This is a genomic window from Undibacterium sp. YM2 (genome assembly GCF_009937975.1).
Classification (GTDB): Bacteria; Pseudomonadota; Gammaproteobacteria; order Burkholderiales; family Burkholderiaceae_D; genus Undibacterium.
This window is the reverse complement of record NZ_AP018442.1, coordinates 46146-64364: the sequence shown is the minus strand read 5'-3', so window position 1 is coordinate 64364 and position 18219 is coordinate 46146. Positions and strand designations below refer to the sequence as shown.

The 18219-nt window shown below is 48.4% G+C and carries 13 protein-coding genes; 5 read left to right on the top strand and 8 right to left on the bottom strand.

The window, feature by feature from the left end:
* Positions 1 to 196: 196 nt before the first annotated feature.
* Both UNDYM_RS29880 and UNDYM_RS31440 read right to left on the bottom strand, forming a co-directional pair.
* The gene (locus UNDYM_RS29880) at positions 197 to 871 is read right to left on the bottom strand and encodes a transposase (RefSeq protein ID WP_370529501.1); all 675 of its coding nucleotides are present in this window, start codon (positions 869 to 871) and stop codon (positions 197 to 199) included.
* 75 nt (positions 872 to 946) lie between these two features.
* Positions 947 to 1210, bottom strand: coding sequence for a transposase (locus UNDYM_RS31440; RefSeq protein ID WP_370529500.1), 264 nt, complete (start codon positions 1208 to 1210; stop codon positions 947 to 949).
* A gap of 435 nt (positions 1211 to 1645) precedes the next feature.
* Here UNDYM_RS31440 and UNDYM_RS29875 point away from each other — a divergent pair, with 435 nt between their 5' ends.
* From UNDYM_RS29875 to UNDYM_RS29865, 3 genes are all read left to right on the top strand, one after another.
* Positions 1646 to 2680, top strand: coding sequence for a helix-turn-helix domain-containing protein (locus UNDYM_RS29875; RefSeq protein ID WP_162044879.1), 1035 nt, complete (start codon positions 1646 to 1648; stop codon positions 2678 to 2680).
* A 134-nt stretch (positions 2681 to 2814) separates the two neighbouring features.
* A complete protein-coding gene (locus UNDYM_RS29870; RefSeq protein WP_162044878.1) occupies positions 2815 to 6288 on the top strand; it encodes a LamG domain-containing protein in 3474 nt (1157 codons plus the stop codon).
* Positions 6288 to 7232 carry a hypothetical protein gene (locus tag UNDYM_RS29865; protein ID WP_162044877.1) on the top strand — a complete coding sequence of 315 codons (945 nt, stop codon included), beginning with the start codon at positions 6288 to 6290 and terminating at the stop codon, positions 7230 to 7232. The genes UNDYM_RS29870 and UNDYM_RS29865 overlap by 1 nt, the downstream gene beginning before the upstream one ends.
* Before the next feature lie 399 nt (positions 7233 to 7631).
* Here UNDYM_RS29865 and UNDYM_RS29860 read toward each other — a convergent pair whose 3' ends face one another.
* Positions 7632 to 8690: a hypothetical protein gene (locus tag UNDYM_RS29860; RefSeq protein ID WP_162044876.1), complete on the bottom strand. Its 1059-nt coding sequence runs from the start codon at positions 8688 to 8690 to the stop codon at positions 7632 to 7634.
* Between the two features lie 1288 nt (positions 8691 to 9978).
* On the opposite strand from UNDYM_RS29860, the gene UNDYM_RS29855 reads away from it, so the two are divergent.
* Together UNDYM_RS29855 and UNDYM_RS29850 are read left to right on the top strand one after the other, a co-directional pair.
* Positions 9979 to 10335: a hypothetical protein gene (locus UNDYM_RS29855; protein WP_162044875.1), complete on the top strand. Its 357-nt coding sequence runs from the start codon at positions 9979 to 9981 to the stop codon at positions 10333 to 10335.
* A 361-nt stretch (positions 10336 to 10696) separates the two neighbouring features.
* Positions 10697 to 13954: an ATP-binding protein gene (locus UNDYM_RS29850; RefSeq protein ID WP_162044874.1), complete on the top strand. Its 3258-nt coding sequence runs from the start codon at positions 10697 to 10699 to the stop codon at positions 13952 to 13954.
* A 103-nt stretch (positions 13955 to 14057) separates the two neighbouring features.
* On the opposite strand, the gene avs1c is transcribed toward UNDYM_RS29850, so the two are convergent.
* The 5 genes from avs1c to UNDYM_RS31435 form a co-directional block, all read right to left on the bottom strand.
* Positions 14058 to 14333 (bottom strand): AVAST type 1 anti-phage system protein Avs1c, encoded by a 276-nt coding sequence (gene avs1c, locus UNDYM_RS29845; protein ID WP_162044873.1) that lies wholly within the window; start codon positions 14331 to 14333, stop codon positions 14058 to 14060.
* Between the two features lie 326 nt (positions 14334 to 14659).
* Positions 14660 to 16231, bottom strand: a complete 1572-nt coding sequence (locus UNDYM_RS29840) for an NAD(P)-binding protein (RefSeq protein ID WP_162044872.1) — start codon at positions 16229 to 16231, stop codon at positions 14660 to 14662.
* Positions 16232 to 16233: 2 nt separating this feature from the next.
* Positions 16234 to 16830 (bottom strand): hypothetical protein, encoded by a 597-nt coding sequence (locus UNDYM_RS31285; protein ID WP_162044845.1) that lies wholly within the window; start codon positions 16828 to 16830, stop codon positions 16234 to 16236.
* 137 nt (positions 16831 to 16967) lie between these two features.
* Positions 16968 to 17126, bottom strand: a complete 159-nt coding sequence (locus UNDYM_RS29830; protein WP_162044871.1) for a hypothetical protein — start codon at positions 17124 to 17126, stop codon at positions 16968 to 16970.
* 247 nt (positions 17127 to 17373) lie between these two features.
* Positions 17374 to 17760 (bottom strand): papain-like cysteine protease family protein, encoded by a 387-nt coding sequence (locus UNDYM_RS31435; protein ID WP_162044870.1) that lies wholly within the window; start codon positions 17758 to 17760, stop codon positions 17374 to 17376.
* Positions 17761 to 18219: the final 459 nt, after the last annotated feature.

Sequence of the window (18219 nt, the reverse complement as noted above, 5' to 3'; positions counted from 1 at the left end):
CGGTACCGTTTTGCGTCCAAAAGAATGAACAATTCTATGGCTCCCGGCGATGACGGGACCAAACCCAGGTGGCTCGCAATACGGTTGACCCATTCCCTAATAACTCAGATAAGGCAATGGCAAACGACACAGTGTCCAATCAATTCAGTGGGCTCAAAGTCCAACCCAGTCCCTGGCTCGCTGGCCGTTGCCAACCTTAGGCAAAGCAACGCTCCACAGAAAATTGCTCGCCAGTTTTTAACATGTGATAGCAAGCTCGTGCCAATTTATGCGCAACCGCTTTGATTGCGACGATACCGTTTCGTTTGGCTTTCTTACGCTGATAAAATTTGCGCGCAGCTTCGCAGAAGCGGATCGCAAAATTGGCAGCCTCAACGAAGGCCCACGCAAGGAAACGATTGCCATTCTTGGTATTGCCTTCACCTTTCTTCTTGCCGTTTGAAACATGGGCACTGCCGACACAGCGGCAATAGGACACGTAGTTGCCAACGTAGGCAAACCGTTCTATGTTGCTCGTTTCAAGAAGAATGACCGTAGCCAGGATCGGTCCGATCCCGGCTACGGAAGTAAGTAGTCGATATTCAGAACTGCCATGGCAATGTGCTGACAGTACTGTTTCGATGCCATCGATCTGCGTTTGCAATGCTTGTATCACAGCAAGGTTGGATTTCATCCCAATCGCCTCAGTTTCACCAACCGCCATCTTATCGATGTCTGCTGTCGTTAATTTCTTCACGTCGTTACCGGGAATATGACTTCCCGTTTGTTGTGCCAGACAGGTCTCAATCGATACAATATTTGAGGTGCGCATCTGAACCAACTGCATGCGCTTGCGTGCCAGATCCCGCAACGCGCGAACGGGCCTTGGCATGATATGTCCTTCTGGCAAGAGTCCCAACCGCAGCAAATGTGCCAGATGGCGAGCATCGGACTCATCACCGCGATGTTAGAGTCCATCGTATTGCTTGATTGCGGTGATATTGGCAAGATGGAGCGTGTAGCCGGCTTCGATGAGGCCATCGACAAGCCAGTACCAGTTGTAGGTTGATTCAACCACAATTCCACACAGCTCTTGTCGGTAGGGGCTGAGCGCCGCGCATACCTCCATTAGATTGTTGGGGAGCCGCTTGGAGAACAACACCTTGTCGTTGTCATCTGAAACGACTACAAAGCTGTTGTTCGAATGGAGGTCTATGCCACAAAATAACATGCCGTTCTCCTTTGATAAAGTAGGTTTGCACCGTAACTTTATCTCTCAGTGCTTGCCGAAGGGGGACGGCTAGATGATTATCAATTCAGCTAGCAAACGAACAACTTCCCCGCAGCTGGCAACCAGCTCCATGATTTCCAGTATTGCTAATACGCCAGGTCAAGGCGTGATGGCCGGGCGATTACTCTGACACGCGAGACAAGGAGAACCAAACTGTACGCTTGTTGCCCCAATAATGCTTGAAGAAGTTACAAATCCGCCGCCGCTTCAAAGTTGAAAAAAATTAGCTGTTCCATGATGTGAATTTATCGACATCGGCCCAATAGCGTTGTACACTAGAAATATTATAAATTTGATATTTTCTCACCATAGGATAGGCAATCTAACTTCGAAAGGGACTTCCCGTTAAATAGTTCAGATGGCGAAGCCAATCGTATGAATCCCGACATAATAGCTCCCTTACCCCATTCGTTGATGGATACTTCCTCAATGACCTCCAACGCTGCAGTCGAGACGTGGTGCGAGGCCATTGGAGTCATGTTCGACATCCGGCCTACGTTATCTGGAAGGACTCCTTTCCGCGCCAAGGTCGATGCCTTCATGCTCGGAGAACTAGGCCTCGGTGTGGTCCAGGCTAGCGCCCAGCAATTTGATCGTGCCCGCAACCGCCTGGCTCGTGACGGAATGGACCACATTCTTCTGCAGTTTTACATGGTAGGTCATTGTGGAAGGCGTGATACCCAACGGGCACGGCAGACCCAGCCTGGGGACTTGTTGATTTGCGACCTGGCTCAGCCATTGGCAACTTCTGCGAGCGACTTTACCAATCTCACTCTGGTAGTGCCGCGCAGATTGTTGGCGCCTTTGTTGCCTTCACTTGATGAAAGACACCTCAATATCTTGAGCGGGAGCCAGCCAATGATTGCTCTACTACGCAAACACATGCAAGCGTTACACGATAGCGCATCTCATCTCAGCACCGGTCAAGCACAGTCCTTGATAGCGCCTACGTTGCAGTTAGCGTCGGCTGCAATCCAGGGCGCCATTACCGAGTCGGTCCAGGCGGGAGTAGTGCAATCGTTGACGGCGGCAATCGCTGAGCATCTCGATGCTCATCTGCATATCCGAAACCTCAACGCTGAACAGATAGCTGCACAGTTTGGCATTTCACTACGCAAACTCCATTATCTATTCGAATCGCGCGGCGGTTTTGCCAATTACGTGCAAAAACGGCGGCTGGAGCGCTGCCGTGAAATGCTGAGCAAAGCAGAATTTGCCCACTTAAGTTTGGCTCGTATTGCTGAGTACTACGGATTTTCCCACATGGAAACGTTCAGCCGCGCATTCCGTCGCCAGTTTGGTTTAACTGCCCGAGCGCTGCGGGCGCTAAGCCTGGAAGGCTCCCATGTCCCTGGGAATCGGCTTGCGCAAGGAAGCGCCTGGTCCAGTTGGATAGCAGGAATGAAATAGCCTCTATGAACGTTCACTCTGGCACAGAAAGTCAATTCATTTGCACAACAGGTTAAATCCACCCCTCACTGATTGACGCCCTATTGCATGTTACATAACATCCGGGACATCTAATACGTCCTCAAGGAGCGAACATGCCACTGATTATCAACGATCAAGCCGATTACAGCTACGTCACAATACCTGGAGATCTTGATACCTACAATAAAATAGACGCACGTTTTGCTGCTGAGGCCCGTTTACGCTTTACTGGAAATAATCCCGAGCAAGGTGGCATATTCATACAGAGACGCGCCTTGCACGATTCCAATCCCACCGCGTTTGATTGGGTATTAGGGTACGAAGGATTCGGCCATCTCTATTTTCTGCGCCAGTTTGCTGGCAATTTACGGATCTGGCGAGTTCTGGCAGAGGCTATGATTTGGGAAGAGCCAGGGTTAAGAGTGGGTGACACCAATATTCGCCACCACGTTAATTTACTCGATGGCTCTTGGCATCAAATTGGTGTCAGTGTGGATCTAGAGGAAGTGAAGCTATACGTGGATGGAAGGGAGATGAAGATTGAACTGGTTAGTAATGTGCCAGCCGCGTATGTGTCTCAACCTGACTATTCCTTGATCATTGGTTTCACTTCACCGGAAGGATCATTACCTGAGCAAACCTTTGATGGCGAAATTGAAGAAGTGAGGCTTTGGAGGCAAGGCCCGGAACGTGAAAAAATGCGGCAATGGGCAAACCGTCGGCTGCAAGGCAATGAAGAAGGGTTGTTAGGATACTGGCCCATGAACGATACCGATGCGCGCGACTTGTGCGGCGGAAATCATGGCACAATTGTGAATGCATCAATCCGGCCGTCGAGTTATTTGCCAGACGTGAATAGTCCCGACGTTTTTCATGAAACCGTACTCGTAGAAGACTACAAACTGGGCCAGGAGGACGATAAGGCGCTAGAAAAAATCACGAGTTACCGTACGGTTGTGTCATTTTACAAACCTGATGGAAGCGCATGGCATGGGGAGATTGCTCTCTCTGCGCCAGAGCATTGTCGGATTGAAGTCGACGGCGATGTGATTGAACTAAGTCCGGCAGCTCCAGTGGTGGTCCGGGTCAATATTACTGGTCAAATGGAGTGGATGAGCGAAGTTAAAGACGAGACTGCGCCGCCGCCCATCATTATCACCGCAAGTAGTTTTATGCATGCCCAGGAACGTCTCATCGTGTATCGAGATGACGTTTTGCATCATAAGATGGCGGCGCTCAATGGTGCAAGTTTGCGCACCGATCAGCCTGGGCGTCCCGCCTTGCTAGATCCAACTCACTACACCCTCGAGTGCGCAAATGATTTTGCCCGATCCATACGGGATGTGATGGGTAGATATGCCAGTCCGCGTATCCAAGCCCATGCTCAAACGACAAACCCGAACTTTGTGGCTTTTCATCATACCGACATGGGATTGCCTTTAGGGGTGGCCTATGCAGTCAGACATCAATTGTCCGGGCAATCAGACTCGCTTGGGAAAGCGGTGACCGCTCCTGAGCGGCAGCTAAGGTACGCCGCCCCCTTGGGAATGCTCGCCGCCGCAAACCACGACTTAGTACGGGAAAGCCATTTTATGCTTCTCGCTACGCCGCATGGTGTGCAGCGCATAGAACTCGATGAGCATGGCTATGCGACGGAAAGCGCTAACATGGTATCAAACATGCGGATCGAGGCGCAAAGCCTGTCGAGTTTGTGGGATCGCTTTGTCAATGGCGCGACTAAGGCCACAAAAGTGCTTGTTAAGGTGACTGAAAGGCTAGTGCATGACGTCGTGACTAAGGCGACCCAATACATACGCACTATCAAGGCCACGATAGAAACAGCTATTGATAAGGCAAAAGAATTCATCATTGATACGATAGAAAGGGCCGCGAAACTAGTACAAGGTCTATTTAATTGGATAGAGAAACAGTATCATCGTTTCGTTGAGTGGGTGAGCGACAAGACGGGTTGGAGTGATGTGTTGTTGACGAGAGACGTCATTAAGCTTCAGATCAATGACGTGTTGGACGGTTCTGTCGCCATGCTTGGCACCCTAAAGCAACGAGCGGCGCGCTATTTCGGTGAATTGCAAAATCAATTGGACGAGCAATTTGACATGATGCGCAACCAGCTCATCAAGACTGGAAATTCGTCCGAATTCGTAGGTGCGAATCGTAGACAAGTCTTAGATGCGAAAGGTGGATGGCTTTTAAGAAAGCTGTACAAACACGGGCCTAAAGCAACTGTGCCTGAGTTCCACTCGCCGAATACTTTCTCAGATCAAGGAGAATTGGATAGGTTGATCCAACGTTTCATAAATGTCGTTGAAGATCCCAAAATCGGAGATGCATTGCTTGATGCGGTTGAGGGAATTCGCACCGCACTTAAGCGACCACAACAGGCACCACTAGCATTAATGGTGGCGGGGCTCGATAGTCTCAAGGCCTTATCACGCTTAGTGTTGGGCTTGACCGATGTGTTGCTTGATATCGCGCTTACGCTATTTCAGCAGGTGATAATCGCGATGCGTGAAGCGCTCAATGAGGAAATTAAGATCCCCTTTATCTCAAAGCTGTATCGCGACATAAGTGGTGGTCAGACTTTGACGATGCTTGATCTTGCCACACTAATCGTAGCACTGCCAGTCACTGTGGTTTACAGGCGACACAATAATGACCAGGCACCATTCAATAATGATGAATTGTCGCAATTGCGGCAACATAAACCGGTGCCCCTAGGAGCTTTGTCTAGTCCGCAAAGTTCCGCAAGATGGGATGAAATAAAATTCACTGTTGCAATTGAGAAAGACCTGGTCGATAAAGTATTAGTAATTACCGGTTTGACTTGTGCCATCACCTTATGTATTAACGCTGTAATCGAAACGGTAGCAGATATCATTGCGTTGGCACCAAATCTTCCCGACGCTAAGAAATCACTTGGCTCCGATTCGATGAGCCAGCTTCCCATAGAGGCTAGCGAGGGCTGTCTGCAACAAGGCTTGAATTTTTTATTGAAGATAGGCCTACAAATCCCATCACTTATCGCCAGCGTAACTTGTTTTTCGATACGCGGGACTGATAGCAAAGATGAGGGGCAAAAGACCACGCTGACGCTGTATGGAGCAGACATCGCGTATTGGTCTATCGGCATATTGCGCGAAGCAGCGGATTTTGTAGTTTCATTTTTCGATAAATTTTTCCCGGCCAAAATGGCCACGACAGTGAAAGTGAAGGGACTATCCAATGTCGGTGATGTTGTAACCGTTCTGACGAGTATGTTGGGGGCATTGCATTGTCTTTCAGCGGTGGCAGTCACTGTGTGCGATATCGTCAGAGCAAACGATAAAAACGTTAAGAATCCAGATTCCCCTCTTAAAATTGGTTTGATCGCAACGTCCAATCTGTGTAGCACTTTGCCAGGAACATGCAAATTTTTAGGTTTGCGCCCCTTGATAAATGCCAGTGAGGGGGTAACTTTCTTAGCTTTAGTGGCAGTAGATTTGTTTGCTAACATGGGCAGTGGCACGACAACTTTGTGCCTAGCTCTGGGTATAGGCTCGACTGCAACCACCGAAGCGGAGGTATGATGAGAACGCATTCTCCAATTTCGATGACACCAGATGGTGAATTTAGTTGTACGTGCGAACCTGGTGGCGGTATCCGTCTCTGGCTGCGCGATGGACATTTCGTTCGTGATGATAGAGTTTTGTTGCCAGGCATAGGCATCAGGGCGCTTGCTATGGGACTTGATGCTTGTTATAGCGAGGGGATGGACCCTGTCTACGTACTATGTCATACCGAGCATCCTAACACCATACAATTACATCGCCTGACGGACGAAGGATGGGTGCAACAAGGCTTGCCGAGCAGCATAGACTACTTGCTCCATAACGCTCAGGCGATAAAAAGCTTGGCGTTCAGCTCACAAGTATTTGGCGCAATGCTGATGACACTGAGTAATGAGGTGATTCACTTGCGCACTCAAGGGTATAGGCTGAATAATTCTTATGCAACGACCGAGTTTGCAATGGCTGAAATGGGATTTAGAAGCGAAGCTGAAGCCGTTGGTTTAGCGCTTGCTACCTATCCACCCGCTGCCGATGGTGCGCCGCCAATTAAATACCAAGGTTTGCAAGCCGCCGTGATTACCCTAGATGGGATTGAGTTTTATGATTATCGATTAGATCCTAATTGGGATTGGACCAAGGGATTAAGGCCGCGCAGACGTGAATGGTATAAAAACCAGCATTTTATACCCTTGCTCGAAGGTGGAGTGGGCGTCCCCACTTACAGCCCAGATGGAAATCATTTGTTTGTGAATGCTCGACACGGACGCGGGGTTCTTCATTTCCAACGTGATCCTTCAAGTGGGAATCTACAGCGGTCTGGTCATGTTGCGAGTGATCTGTCCGGCGTGCTTGGTGTCGCAGCATGTGAATTCAACGACAGACTACAGATTCGGATTGCGACCGAAACGATGTTCAAACTGTTCGAGCGAGATGAAGCAGGTAACTGGTCTGAATTGGGGTAATGATTGATCACTACCGTCAAGCAAAGTAGTCCTATGAAAATAGGAGTGCAGCCAAAACGGGCGGCAGCTTTATGTCGCCCATTTCGTCGTGGAAAGCAAAACTGTCGATGTTCCGAGGTTGAATTTGCCTACAAAAATAGATGCGTCATAGGGAAGGGGAACAAAAAGTGAAAGCAATTTTGCTTTCCGCTACGTCCGGGAAAGAGCAAATAACAGAACAGTATGGCAAAGCCAAGCCGGTTGCGGTCGCACCGGCGTTGATCGATCAATGCTAAAAGAAACGAAGGCAAGAACTGCGAGAATCGCCAACGCCAGCGCATAACCACGCTAAACCATCACGTATGCTGCCCGAGCTACTCTAAATGTGGGCGAGGGATGATGGCTCTACGGCGGGCAGCATCAGGTGGTTCCCTGCCAAGTGCCAACCACATTAAGATTAGAAATGGTGATAGTACAATCAGACTGATCGGTGGGACAGGTATTCAGTACAAAGAAATAGCCTGTTTCAGAGCCGGTGGGCCCTGCCAATGTCGCCGTGCCTATGTTACTGTTGACGCTGTTGGAGACGCTGACCGCAATCGTGCCATCGGAATTGGTGGAAAAGTTTGCAGTGATGGAACCTGTCCAAGGTCCAGTTGCGCTGCCAGGATAGATGACGACCTGTTCGCCTTGGCCTGCAAAATTGCTGTTCAACCCATCGCCAGGTCCCCACCGGCTTTCAATGAAATCGACTTCCTGGGTGTTCTGCCAAGCCTTGCAATAAATCCAGAATGCAAGCCAAATGGCGCTGCCGTCCGACTTGGTGTAGTTGACCACCTCGAAATCGAAAGTGATCTGGGTAACTCCACCGGTTCCCAGGAGGAAGTTGCATAAATTATTGGTGCAGATGGTGCGACAGTCGTCGCCCGCGTTGATGGCGATACTATCGGCGTTAATCGTGGTGTATTGCAACCAGTTGGGGTTGCATGTGCCACCTGGCTTTCCGTCTGGAGTCTGTTGCATACACCCGACGGTGCCGTCATCGCCGCACACACTGCCAGTAAACAGTGCTGGCCAATTGGAGGGCCACTGACTTTGCACGCTATCACACGGACAGGCGTTGGTTCCCCACGCTACATTGGTCTGGATGAAGAGGCCTGCCACCACATTTTCTGCGGCAACATCGCAAACATTGTAATAATTCGGAGCGCCCTGAATAGAAATTGCGAGACCTGGCGTAACACTGACAGTGCCAATGGTTGGGATGATGGAAGACTGCGCAGCGGATACAGTACCCATTACGATACTGTTCTGCGTAATTTGAATTTCGCCTAGTGAACTGTAATTTGCGACAGAAATAGAAACAAGATTGTTTGCCATAAATTGCTCCGAGGTGGTTTGCTGGTCGCTGTGGATGCTGGTGCCTATCATCATAAATCCGCTCAGATGGCCTTTCGTGTTGGCGTAGTAAGGAAACATACTTACAGCCTGGAAACGCGAGAAGCTGGGGAGGTCGATTGCTTCATTTATAAAGTGCAAAACTTGGCAATTAATTATTATTTAAGTTAGCTATTATTACAAGTGAAAAAAGGTTAACTTTTTTAGCCCCGTTCCATCAATCGAATCTTCATTCCATTCCACGTATCAGAACCAAATTCTAGAAGCTTACAGATTATTCAAGCTAGCGAAGGCTGCGAACTTAGAGCCCCTGAGAGCAAAAATCCATTTCTGAACAATGTCACTCGGCGCTTAAGTTTGGGCGTCCAAAAAACAAATTATCTACGCACACGAGGTTGGACAAAAGGGCAAACGATTTGGCGGCTTTGGGGCGATTCCGGCCCTTCGCTGAGTGCCGCAGTGGGCTGGAACTCGCCATCTGGAAAACAACCTTATGCATATGCAAGGAATCTGTGGCCGTCCGCCAGTCGCAGTTATTGTCGGTTCGCGCCGATGGATTGCAGGTCGGCGCAGCTGAATGCAGGTCGGAGCGTTTTCAAACGCAGGTTGCTACAGCTAAGCCCTGGTTTATGAACTGGGTAAGCTGTACACGAGGACAGGAAGTCCAGAGTCCATCACGTTTAATTTGGCTGATCTGAATATACGGGAGCTGGTCGGCGAGGATGGTGACGACCTGGCAGAGCTGTCCAGGAAAGAGTTGATCGCACGCTGTATGGCCATGGTCGCGCTGAGCCTATTTGATTCGTGGCAATAGGTACCGGATGTTTACGTTTGCACCCAATTTCTTTGGAGGTGCTTCCAATACCTCGTCGCCTGGCTCCATTTCCGCGTACATCACATTGCAACAAGTAGGCATCAAATGGTTAGGACCAGGATAACCGCCAACCGTTCTGTGCAGTGCGCCAGCGTGGACGTCAAGGTGGGCTACTCCTGCATCAATTGCCTCATTGAACATTTTCTGTAATGCAGTTTGGAAATCCAGTTTTGCGAGGCGAAATTCCTCTATCTGGCTTTGGTCCCGCATCGACGATCCTGGTCGACTGCATGTCGGTGTAGCCACTTCCTGGCGTGGTGATTGTTGGAATGTCGCTGCCTTGCCAGTAAGTGGGTCGAACTGGCACACTTCCATTTCAGGTAACTGGTCGGTGACGATCTCACCAATCTGTTGTCGGCCTTGACGGCGTTCGTCAAAGTTGCCCAGCGATATGTGTACTATGTACACTACAGTGGGATCGGATGGTTGATCATCACTCTCGAGAAACCGCACGGGTCGTGCAGGTGATGCGATGCCCGGTTTGTCGACGATTCATTGTTCATTGCCTGCACCTATGCAGCAACTGTCGAAGAACTCTCGACGCACACTGTCCAAGAAAACGGCCGCAACCCATCATTATTGCCCTGGCTGCTCGCCGCTATTGTGGTATCGCCCGTGCAGACTCAAGTGGGAACGGAAATTTTGACGGACGTGTATATCGGTGTCGAAGATGTTCACGTCGACAATGCGGACCACGTCTTTGATTTCGTGGCAAAGCATCGAACGATACGAATTGAAGATCAGTTCAAGGCACTGGTAGACAGGGGTGAAATTGATATCGCCGCCGCAAGCAAGACCGGGATTGGGCAGAGAACGATAAAGCGTCTCTCGCGGCTGCTGGACGCGGAGTAATATCACAAGGCGAAAGGGGGGGCGTGAGCCCCCATTCTTTATTTCAGCAGGCACACGATTGTAGTGCGACCTGACCTACAGAATTCCTGAAATCACTACATAGATCATAACAAGATGACTTTTGGTAATTTTTAGGCTTACAAGCAATTTCCGGCCATAACTCGGCGGCCCCAATTTCACGTGGCGTAGTGGAAAGCAAATTTGTCGACGTTGTGAGGCCCAATTTGTCTACAAAAATGGTCGCTTAATAGGGGAGGTAACAAAAAGTGTAGGCAAATTTGGTTTCCGCTACGATTTTCCATTAGACTTCATATCTTTACATAATTACAATTTGCTGGGGTAGCGGCGAAATAAAAAAAGAATGAAAAAAAATATCTTGGAATTCTGGCGAATCATGGAGTTGGCCAACTTGCCTGATGCGCCGAACGGCAAAATAGAAGAGCAGCTTCCGTGGAAAAAAGAAACAACAGGCAAAGCGGAGACAAATTTCTTGTATGTTGTCTATATTGGTATCTCTTCCAAGCGTAATATCGTGGAATGGTGGCAAAACGCCGTCCTCGAACCATCGACTCTCGACGAGGATACCTATGAGCGGGTAGGGCCAGGAGATAGTTGGCTAGCCGCGTTTGCTGTAGATTCAACCGGGAAGATAATGCCCGACACCTACATTCAGGCAGGCTACTCTGCTACACCAAGTTTGATGAAACTCGGTCAACTCGATCGTATTTCAGGACTACTGTCGGATGCCACGCAAGACTTTAAAGATCGGCACACGAATAGTCCTCTTGTCGACGCAGTGGATGAAACGGATATATGTAACGAATTCAAATTTTTAAAAGATCGAACTGATGTTGCAGAGCTGAAAATCAAGTACGATTATCAGATCAAAAAGATCTACATCAAATCTTCCGTAGACGCTTCAACACAAATCATTCAATTCTTAAATTCGTTCTTTCTTGATGATCTTCAGATCGCAATCAAGGAGGTTGACACTGAATTGAGTGCGCCACTTAGCAGGTATCTCAATAGTGAAAAGCCTCCAGAACGTGTAACTGACTTGTTAGAGAATACCCATTCGTTGGTCGCACATGTCAATCCAACACAATTTGGCATTGGCCGTTGGCCCGCATCTGCAAAATATCATTTAGCTGTGGCACAGCAGGCCGCAGTAAGCGAAATACTGAAGCTCTCTGATACATCTGGGTTGGTTGCTGTGAATGGGCCGCCTGGTACGGGAAAGACCACGCTGCTTTGCGATGTCATTGCAGATATAATTGTCCAGCGAGGACTAAGACTTGCAGCATTGTCCAATCCAGATGGGCTATTTCTTGCCGGGATTAAAATTAGTGATTCAAGTTTTTATCCAATTGCTCCAGAGATAATGGACGGCAGTGAAATTGTCGTTGCTAGCAGCAATAATTCAGCTGTAGAAAACATTAGCCTTGATCTTCCAAACATCAAGAAAATCGATGGAATCGAGCATCCCTCTGCAACATATTTTGTGAGAAATGTTGGAGCGTTGCTGAAACGGCAATCGATCAACAACCCAAGCGTTGACGACAATGAATATATTGAGTCAACAGATCGACCGGAAATTGAAGGTTGGGGCATCATTGCCGCTGCTGCTGGGAAGAGCAGCAATCGGAAGAAAATAGCTAACGTGGTTAGTGACATCAAAAATGAATTATTTTATAGTACTCAACAGATTCAATCTGAACAAGTCGCTGATTGGCTAAAGGCTAAATGGCAAGAAGAAAAGGATCACTTGCTGCGAAGCGTACTCGCTTTCAAAGAGGAGCAGGTAAAACTGAATGAACTGTTTGAGGCAGTAATCCTGCTGAACTATGTGAAGCACAAAGAGAAAGTCGAACACGCCATAACATCCGCCCAAGTTTTACGCAATAAATTGAGAAGCGATCCGAGAAATTCGTTTTTTAGCGTTTGGCAAAACACGAAACTAGCCTTTGAAAGCAAACGTAAACTACTTGACGCGAGAAAGCCGAATGGATTTTTGGAGTTCGTGCTTCGACTATTTTGGCGTAAATCGAAGGCTGAAAAAGCATGGGACGCCGAAGAACTAGCATTCAAAAAGTCCGTTTGGGCACTTGACTATGCTACAGCATGCGCACGTTTAGAGGAGAGGGAGAAGATATTTGACAATCGAATACAAAGTATTCAGCTTCATTGGCGAATGTATTCTGATACGTACAAATCAAATTATCCAACGCTAGATACATCGCATCTCTTCTCGTCACAGGAATACCAAAACCGAATAGAACTGATTAGAAATGTACGTTTCAAGTCGGATAAGAAAAACGATTTCATCGACATCGCGGACAAAGTTTTTTTCTCCACTAGGCTGAAGAGACACAATCGCAGTCTATGGGTGTCAAGAGATTTTGATTTGTTGCGTGCACAAATATTTGTGCACGCAGTACGGCTGCATGAATTGACGATCCGAGTTCAAGCCGGGAAATTTTCAGCGAATCTTGAAATCGTTCAGCAGATGCTATTCGGCGCAAGTGCCAGTCAAAAAATTGGCGCAACCCAATTTCCTGTCGTGTGGCAATCCTTATTTTTCCTAATTCCAGTCATATCGACCACATTGGCTTCGATGTCAAAACTGATGCGCAATATAGGGAAGGAGCAAATAGGCTGGATGTTGATCGACGAGGCTGGGCAAGCAACTCCGCAATCGCTCGTGGGCGCACTTCAAAGAAGCCGCCGTGCCGTGATAGTTGGAGATCCGCTACAGATCGAACCAGTTGTCACAACTTCGCCAAAGATAGCAAGCATGCTTCAGCAGCATTTCAAAGTGACGAATGCATGGAATCCACTCATTCAGTCCGCACAGACGCTCGCCGACCGAACCATGAACATCGGTGCCAACGTGAATTCGAAATGGACAGGACTTCCGCTGCGGTCACACAGACGCTGTGATGATCCTATGTTCTCAATTTCAAATATAGTTGCTTACAACGAGCAGATGGTGTCGGCGACTAACAATGATTGTCTGATCTGCGCAATTCCTAACAGCATTTGGATCGACGTACAAACCCATTCACCGACAAAGGTCAACAACCAAGAACTAAATGCATTGAAAGAAATAATTTCTACATTTTCTCAAAACTGGCCGACGACGATAGACAGTAAAGGAGGAAAAACGGTCGCTAAAGTGTATGTGATTACACCATTTCGCGACGTAAAGGACGCAATTGAAGAAACTTTAAAACCTTTCATGAAGAAAGGGGTCGGCCTGCTGGAATTTGGGACTACTCATACCTTTCAAGGTAAAGAGGCTCCTGTGGTGATATTCGTTTTGGGGTCAATTACAGGCGACAAGGGACTCGGTAGTCGGACATGGGCATCGAAATCTCCGAACCTTTTAAACGTCGCTGTAAGCCGAGCAAAGTCTTTGTTTGTGGTAATTGGAAATTACAAGGATTGGTCATCATTGGAACACTTCAAAGTTCTTGCACGGAAAATTCGTCGTGTTGAGCGCAGCTTTGTCTCCGAAATACTATCTCAGCAAACACTCATAACCTCTCCCGAATCTCAGAATATTGACCAGGTTTTCCACTCCGTCAAGCAAAGTAATCCTGTGAAAAAAACGAAGTAAAAGTGCCAACAAATGGATGGATTTTTTCAATCAGTCGAACAGAACCAATACAAAGCATCCACTTACCAATTTTGGTTTGTTCGCAGAATTACTTCGCTTGACGCTAATCTTCGTCCGCTGATGTATCAGCACTTCCGTCCGGGCTGGAGAGTTCTTCCTGGAACTGAACCATCATGTTTGCTTGTAAGCGGGTCGATTGGTCAACGGATAGAAAGTCAATCCGTCCGTTCGGCAACATCCGAACTCGCTGCAGACCGTCGATGCCACGAACGACGTTCGATGAAAAATACATTTTTCCCTGCCGAAGCTGTTCTCGAAGCAGATGCAACCGCCGTTCGAATTCAGCGCGCGTCTGCGGGGATTTCATTGGTTTTATCATGGTGCTAGTTTAACTTGTTTAGTTTATTGTCGATCACAAGGACAGGCTCTTGATTGACCATTACAGTCCAGACTAGAAAGCTTCCAGCCGGAAGCTGAATAGCAGCTTTGCGGACTCCAAGCATGCATCCCTCGTTTTCAGGCATGCCAACATTATGGACCTCGAACGAGCGCCCATTCCGCCAAGTTTTTTGTATGATATCGCAGCCAGCCACGGCGGCGGCGCTCATGAAGGACGGTGAAGGGACGGCCGGCGGGAACGTGCCGAACAGGGTCTCGTGATACTGAGCCGCGAGTGGTCGCTGCAAAAAGGGAAAGTCATCGTCTTTAGTGCTGCTCCCCAATGGACCGGATAGCGGGTGGAATGCGCCCCAATTCCGCCCGTCCTGTGTCTATGCCTGTAAGCCCGACAAGTTGGGTGGGAGCTGTTGTTGTATCGATGCCGCCTCTGATGAGAGCGAGGTCACAAGTTCGAGTTGAGACTGGAGCTCCTAGCTGTGAAATTTCCAGTTCCGCCCCCCTGTTGTTGCCGTCTATCTTTCCAAATGAGCGGACCTCTCCGGAGAGAATTTCAAATTGACTATTCTTGCCACGAGGTTCCAGTATTTTGTGGAATAGGTGTACAAGAAAACGATTAAGTGCATAGGCTTTCGTAAAGTGGCCCTTGAGAGTAACAATGGTTACTTTTTTTACGTCCTTACGAAGCATTGAGCGAATGGCGCGGCGTAGCCTATATCCCTCAATCTTTACGAGTTCGGAAACGATATCCTTAAAGACCTGGTCAAGGGATTCAAAAATATGTTTCCCAGAGGTCCAGATAGCTCCGCCCATGGTGTACCCATCTGCCGCACCAACCTTCGCCAATGCCTTGTCGATATGGCGTGAGTGTTTGAGTGGGGGCCTACTCCCTTGCTTGTGCGCTAAGATTTCATCCCAAATGGCAAGTGGGTGAGGCCACTCAGGGGCCACCAAACATCTCAAAGCATCTTGTAAAGCGCCATCGCCAGAACCCAGTATGCCCACAGCAGGAGGCTTACAAAAACCTAAATTATCGTCAAGGATTAAATCTGGTTCCCAGAACGAAACATGCTCGTAATCATCGTAAGGAACTTTGTCTTCGGCATATTCTCTTGTCTCGGTGCCAAATCCGACCGCATAAATAATGTATTCAAATTTGAATGGATCGGCTTGTAAACCGGCTATTTCGAGTACGACTTCGGGAAGATTTGTGTCATTTAAGGGTATGCCGTGAATGCTGATGTGGCCAGCCAACGTATCCAATAGTTCTCCCTTGGTTTGCTCAGCCAAAGATGTATTGGCGAAAAATATCTCCCGGGATGATAAGTTTTTCGTTGTGAGAAGCTGTTTTCCGTTTTCCGTCCAATCTATTAGACTCGGTGCTAGTGCTCTAGTTAAAACTTTGCCAAAATCTTGAACAGTCAAAGGCTTCTCAATAGTTAGCTCGAGGGACGGAGCACGCATATTGCCGAGTAAATTCGGACTAGCAAGCGGAAAAGCGTGCTGCGTGTGGTTTGGGTGAGGCCACTCATACATTGCGGTACTGACATATCGTTGCGCTTTGCTGCGCAACACTCCACCTGGCGCATTTTCTGATTTTTCAATGATTACAAAGCTAAGGCCGCACGCTGAAGCCTCCTTTGCTGCCGCGAGTCCAGCTGCTCCAGCGCCGACTATAAGTAGTTGGAAATTGCTATCAGTCTCATCGTTTTTTCGAGCAACCAAGCCCTGTTCAAACAGGGCGCGAATTAGTGTTTGAGCGCGGACGATTTGGTCGCGTAAACTTATGCTCGAGAATCGATAGCTGAGGTCAAACTGACGAGGTGCAACTTTGCACGCCAGGAGAGGGAGAGCATCAGAGGGGCAGTCTAAAGGCTTCATTATTATGTATTTTCCAGAATAGACCGTAGTGTTTTTCTGTCTGAAGTGAACAGCACGGGATGATTTAGCATTTCTCGAACACCTCCGGCTCCAGGTGCTTGGCCTTCTGGACCATTCCCTCCGCCTTCGCCTCCACCACGGCCTCCTCCAAAGCCTCCACTTCCACCGTCCCCAATTGAGCTTAGTCCAAAGAAAGCTGCAGACGATTCCTCATCTGTCCGCCGTTGAATCGGTTCTGATGAATTTTTTTCGAAGTCAGACACTGTGTCTTGCGCGAAGCGAGAAGTAACGAGCTCCAATGAATCGTGCTGCCATAGACCGTTATGCAGCTCAATTAGTCCATTATCTCCTGCTTTAAGTGCTATGAGATGAAGTCTTCCCAATTTAGGCTCGATCCAATCAGACCACCATTCAAGGCCTCTAAATCGCTCTGTAACCTCATGCTTCTCGTTCACAAAAAGAACCTCCACCCATACGAGGTTGTTGCTACCGTATTGACTAATAAAGAGATTCCCATGGGGCTGGCTTTTCAATATATGAGGCTGTTCCCAAAGCTCCAGGCCGTAAAGTTTAGCTCCAAGGACGGCAGCAGAAGTCATTTTCTCGAGGGTAGTGAATCGTGACTTCGGTGTATGGACTAGCCGTAAAATTTCATCCGCATAGGGATTTGTGTTTGGGTTAAACCTTGACGTCATTGTTTTTTGCGTATTTGGTTGGTTTAGACTGAATACATTAATTACGTGATTTTTTGAATTTGCTCTTCACGTAGTATGTCAGACTTCTGTGCGAACAAGAAGGCTCGCCTGACAGTCTGGATGAAGGGGAAGCTCTGTTGGAGGTCTGCGCGATTCTTGACGGTGACGAGATAGTTGCTGCGGTTGCTAATAGTAGCCATGACGGGTTCTCAAAAGTTGATGGAAATCTGTGAAGAAAATGGACTCAATTCATAAATATCTTATACAAACAAGTGCCTGAGTCCTACAGCTTCCCTCCCTTAGAACTAAATTTTTATGGATAATGAATGATCTGCGGTTGCAGCTCGCGCTGTGCACCTAGATCTTGACGCGCAATCTCTTGGAGTTCGAGTGCGAACTGGCTAACATGTGCCCCATATTTGCGTCCACCGTCAGGGTCAATGACGTCTAGCACAGGATCGGGATCTTCATTCGACCCCGCAAGCCAGTAAGAATTCGAACGTGCCTATAAGGTGCCGTGGCCGAGAAGATAGCGGTTCCCACCCATAGCGGGCCCTTTGACGACAACAACGAACGGTAGCCTTTCGGCGACAGTGAGCTGGGAGGCTCTGCAATGAGATTCAGTTGCTGTGCTAGTTCAGCGATCTCAGCGCCCGTAACACCTTGATTCGTGCGAAAGGCGATTAAGAAATTGTTACCCGCGATTTCCGCGGCCCTATCTTCCGAGATGACAAAGCCCTGCTTCCAGGACATCAGCATCGCTGTAGCTGCTGCCCAACAGCTCATTGTCTTAGACTGGGCGATTACGGGTACTTGGTAAATGATATCTGGCATGATCCAACCTTTCATGGTGTATATCGAGAACTCACTATCGCACATGCGACAGCTCCGGCACTGAAATTCTAAGATTCCTCCACAATACTCACAACATCGTCACTTCTTTACACTGGTCCTCCATATTGATAGAGGGATCCAAAGGCAGAATTTTAGACTGCAGGTCCCCATCGCTCCAACGCCTCCAGTACCAAATGCAGCTCTTCAGCTCCTTGGCAAGGGGTAGTCGCGCCGCCTGCAGACCATTCACCATGACCAGAAACACCCACCCACATACAACGTCTACATCACCTATCCGATTGTACTCTTGACATTCTGGACGTTCGGGCGGTAATCGCAGCAACCGTAGGCTGCGAGGCATAGTCGCAGGAGGCTGATTTCGTGCGCATCCTTTTCTACCACGGCGTGCAAGCAGTAGTACAGTCCGCAGGCGCACCGCGGAGTACAAAGGAAATCGGG

Bases quoted from the DNA above. Each gene is read 5' to 3' on its own strand.
- UNDYM_RS29850 (WP_162044874.1), top strand. From the start codon at position 10,697: ATGAAAAAAAATATCTTGGAATTCTGGCGAATCATGGAGTTGGCCAAC.
- UNDYM_RS29875 (WP_162044879.1), top strand. From the start codon at position 1,646: ATGAATCCCGACATAATAGCTCCCTTACCCCATTCGTTGATGGATACT.
- UNDYM_RS31435 (WP_162044870.1), bottom strand. From the start codon at position 17,760: ATGCCAGATATCATTTACCAAGTACCCGTAATCGCCCAGTCTAAGACA.
- avs1c (WP_162044873.1), bottom strand. From the start codon at position 14,333: ATGATAAAACCAATGAAATCCCCGCAGACGCGCGCTGAATTCGAACGG.
- UNDYM_RS29865 (WP_162044877.1), top strand. From the start codon at position 6,288: ATGAGAACGCATTCTCCAATTTCGATGACACCAGATGGTGAATTTAGT.
- UNDYM_RS29880 (WP_370529501.1), bottom strand. From the start codon at position 871: ATGCCAAGGCCCGTTCGCGCGTTGCGGGATCTGGCACGCAAGCGCATG.
- UNDYM_RS29860 (WP_162044876.1), bottom strand. From the start codon at position 8,690: ATGTTTCCTTACTACGCCAACACGAAAGGCCATCTGAGCGGATTTATG.
- UNDYM_RS29830 (WP_162044871.1), bottom strand. From the start codon at position 17,126: ATGGCTACTATTAGCAACCGCAGCAACTATCTCGTCACCGTCAAGAAT.
- UNDYM_RS31440 (WP_370529500.1), bottom strand. From the start codon at position 1,210: ATGTTATTTTGTGGCATAGACCTCCATTCGAACAACAGCTTTGTAGTC.
- UNDYM_RS29840 (WP_162044872.1), bottom strand. From the start codon at position 16,231: ATGAAGCCTTTAGACTGCCCCTCTGATGCTCTCCCTCTCCTGGCGTGC.
- UNDYM_RS29870 (WP_162044878.1), top strand. From the start codon at position 2,815: ATGCCACTGATTATCAACGATCAAGCCGATTACAGCTACGTCACAATA.
- UNDYM_RS31285 (WP_162044845.1), bottom strand. From the start codon at position 16,830: ATGACTTCTGCTGCCGTCCTTGGAGCTAAACTTTACGGCCTGGAGCTT.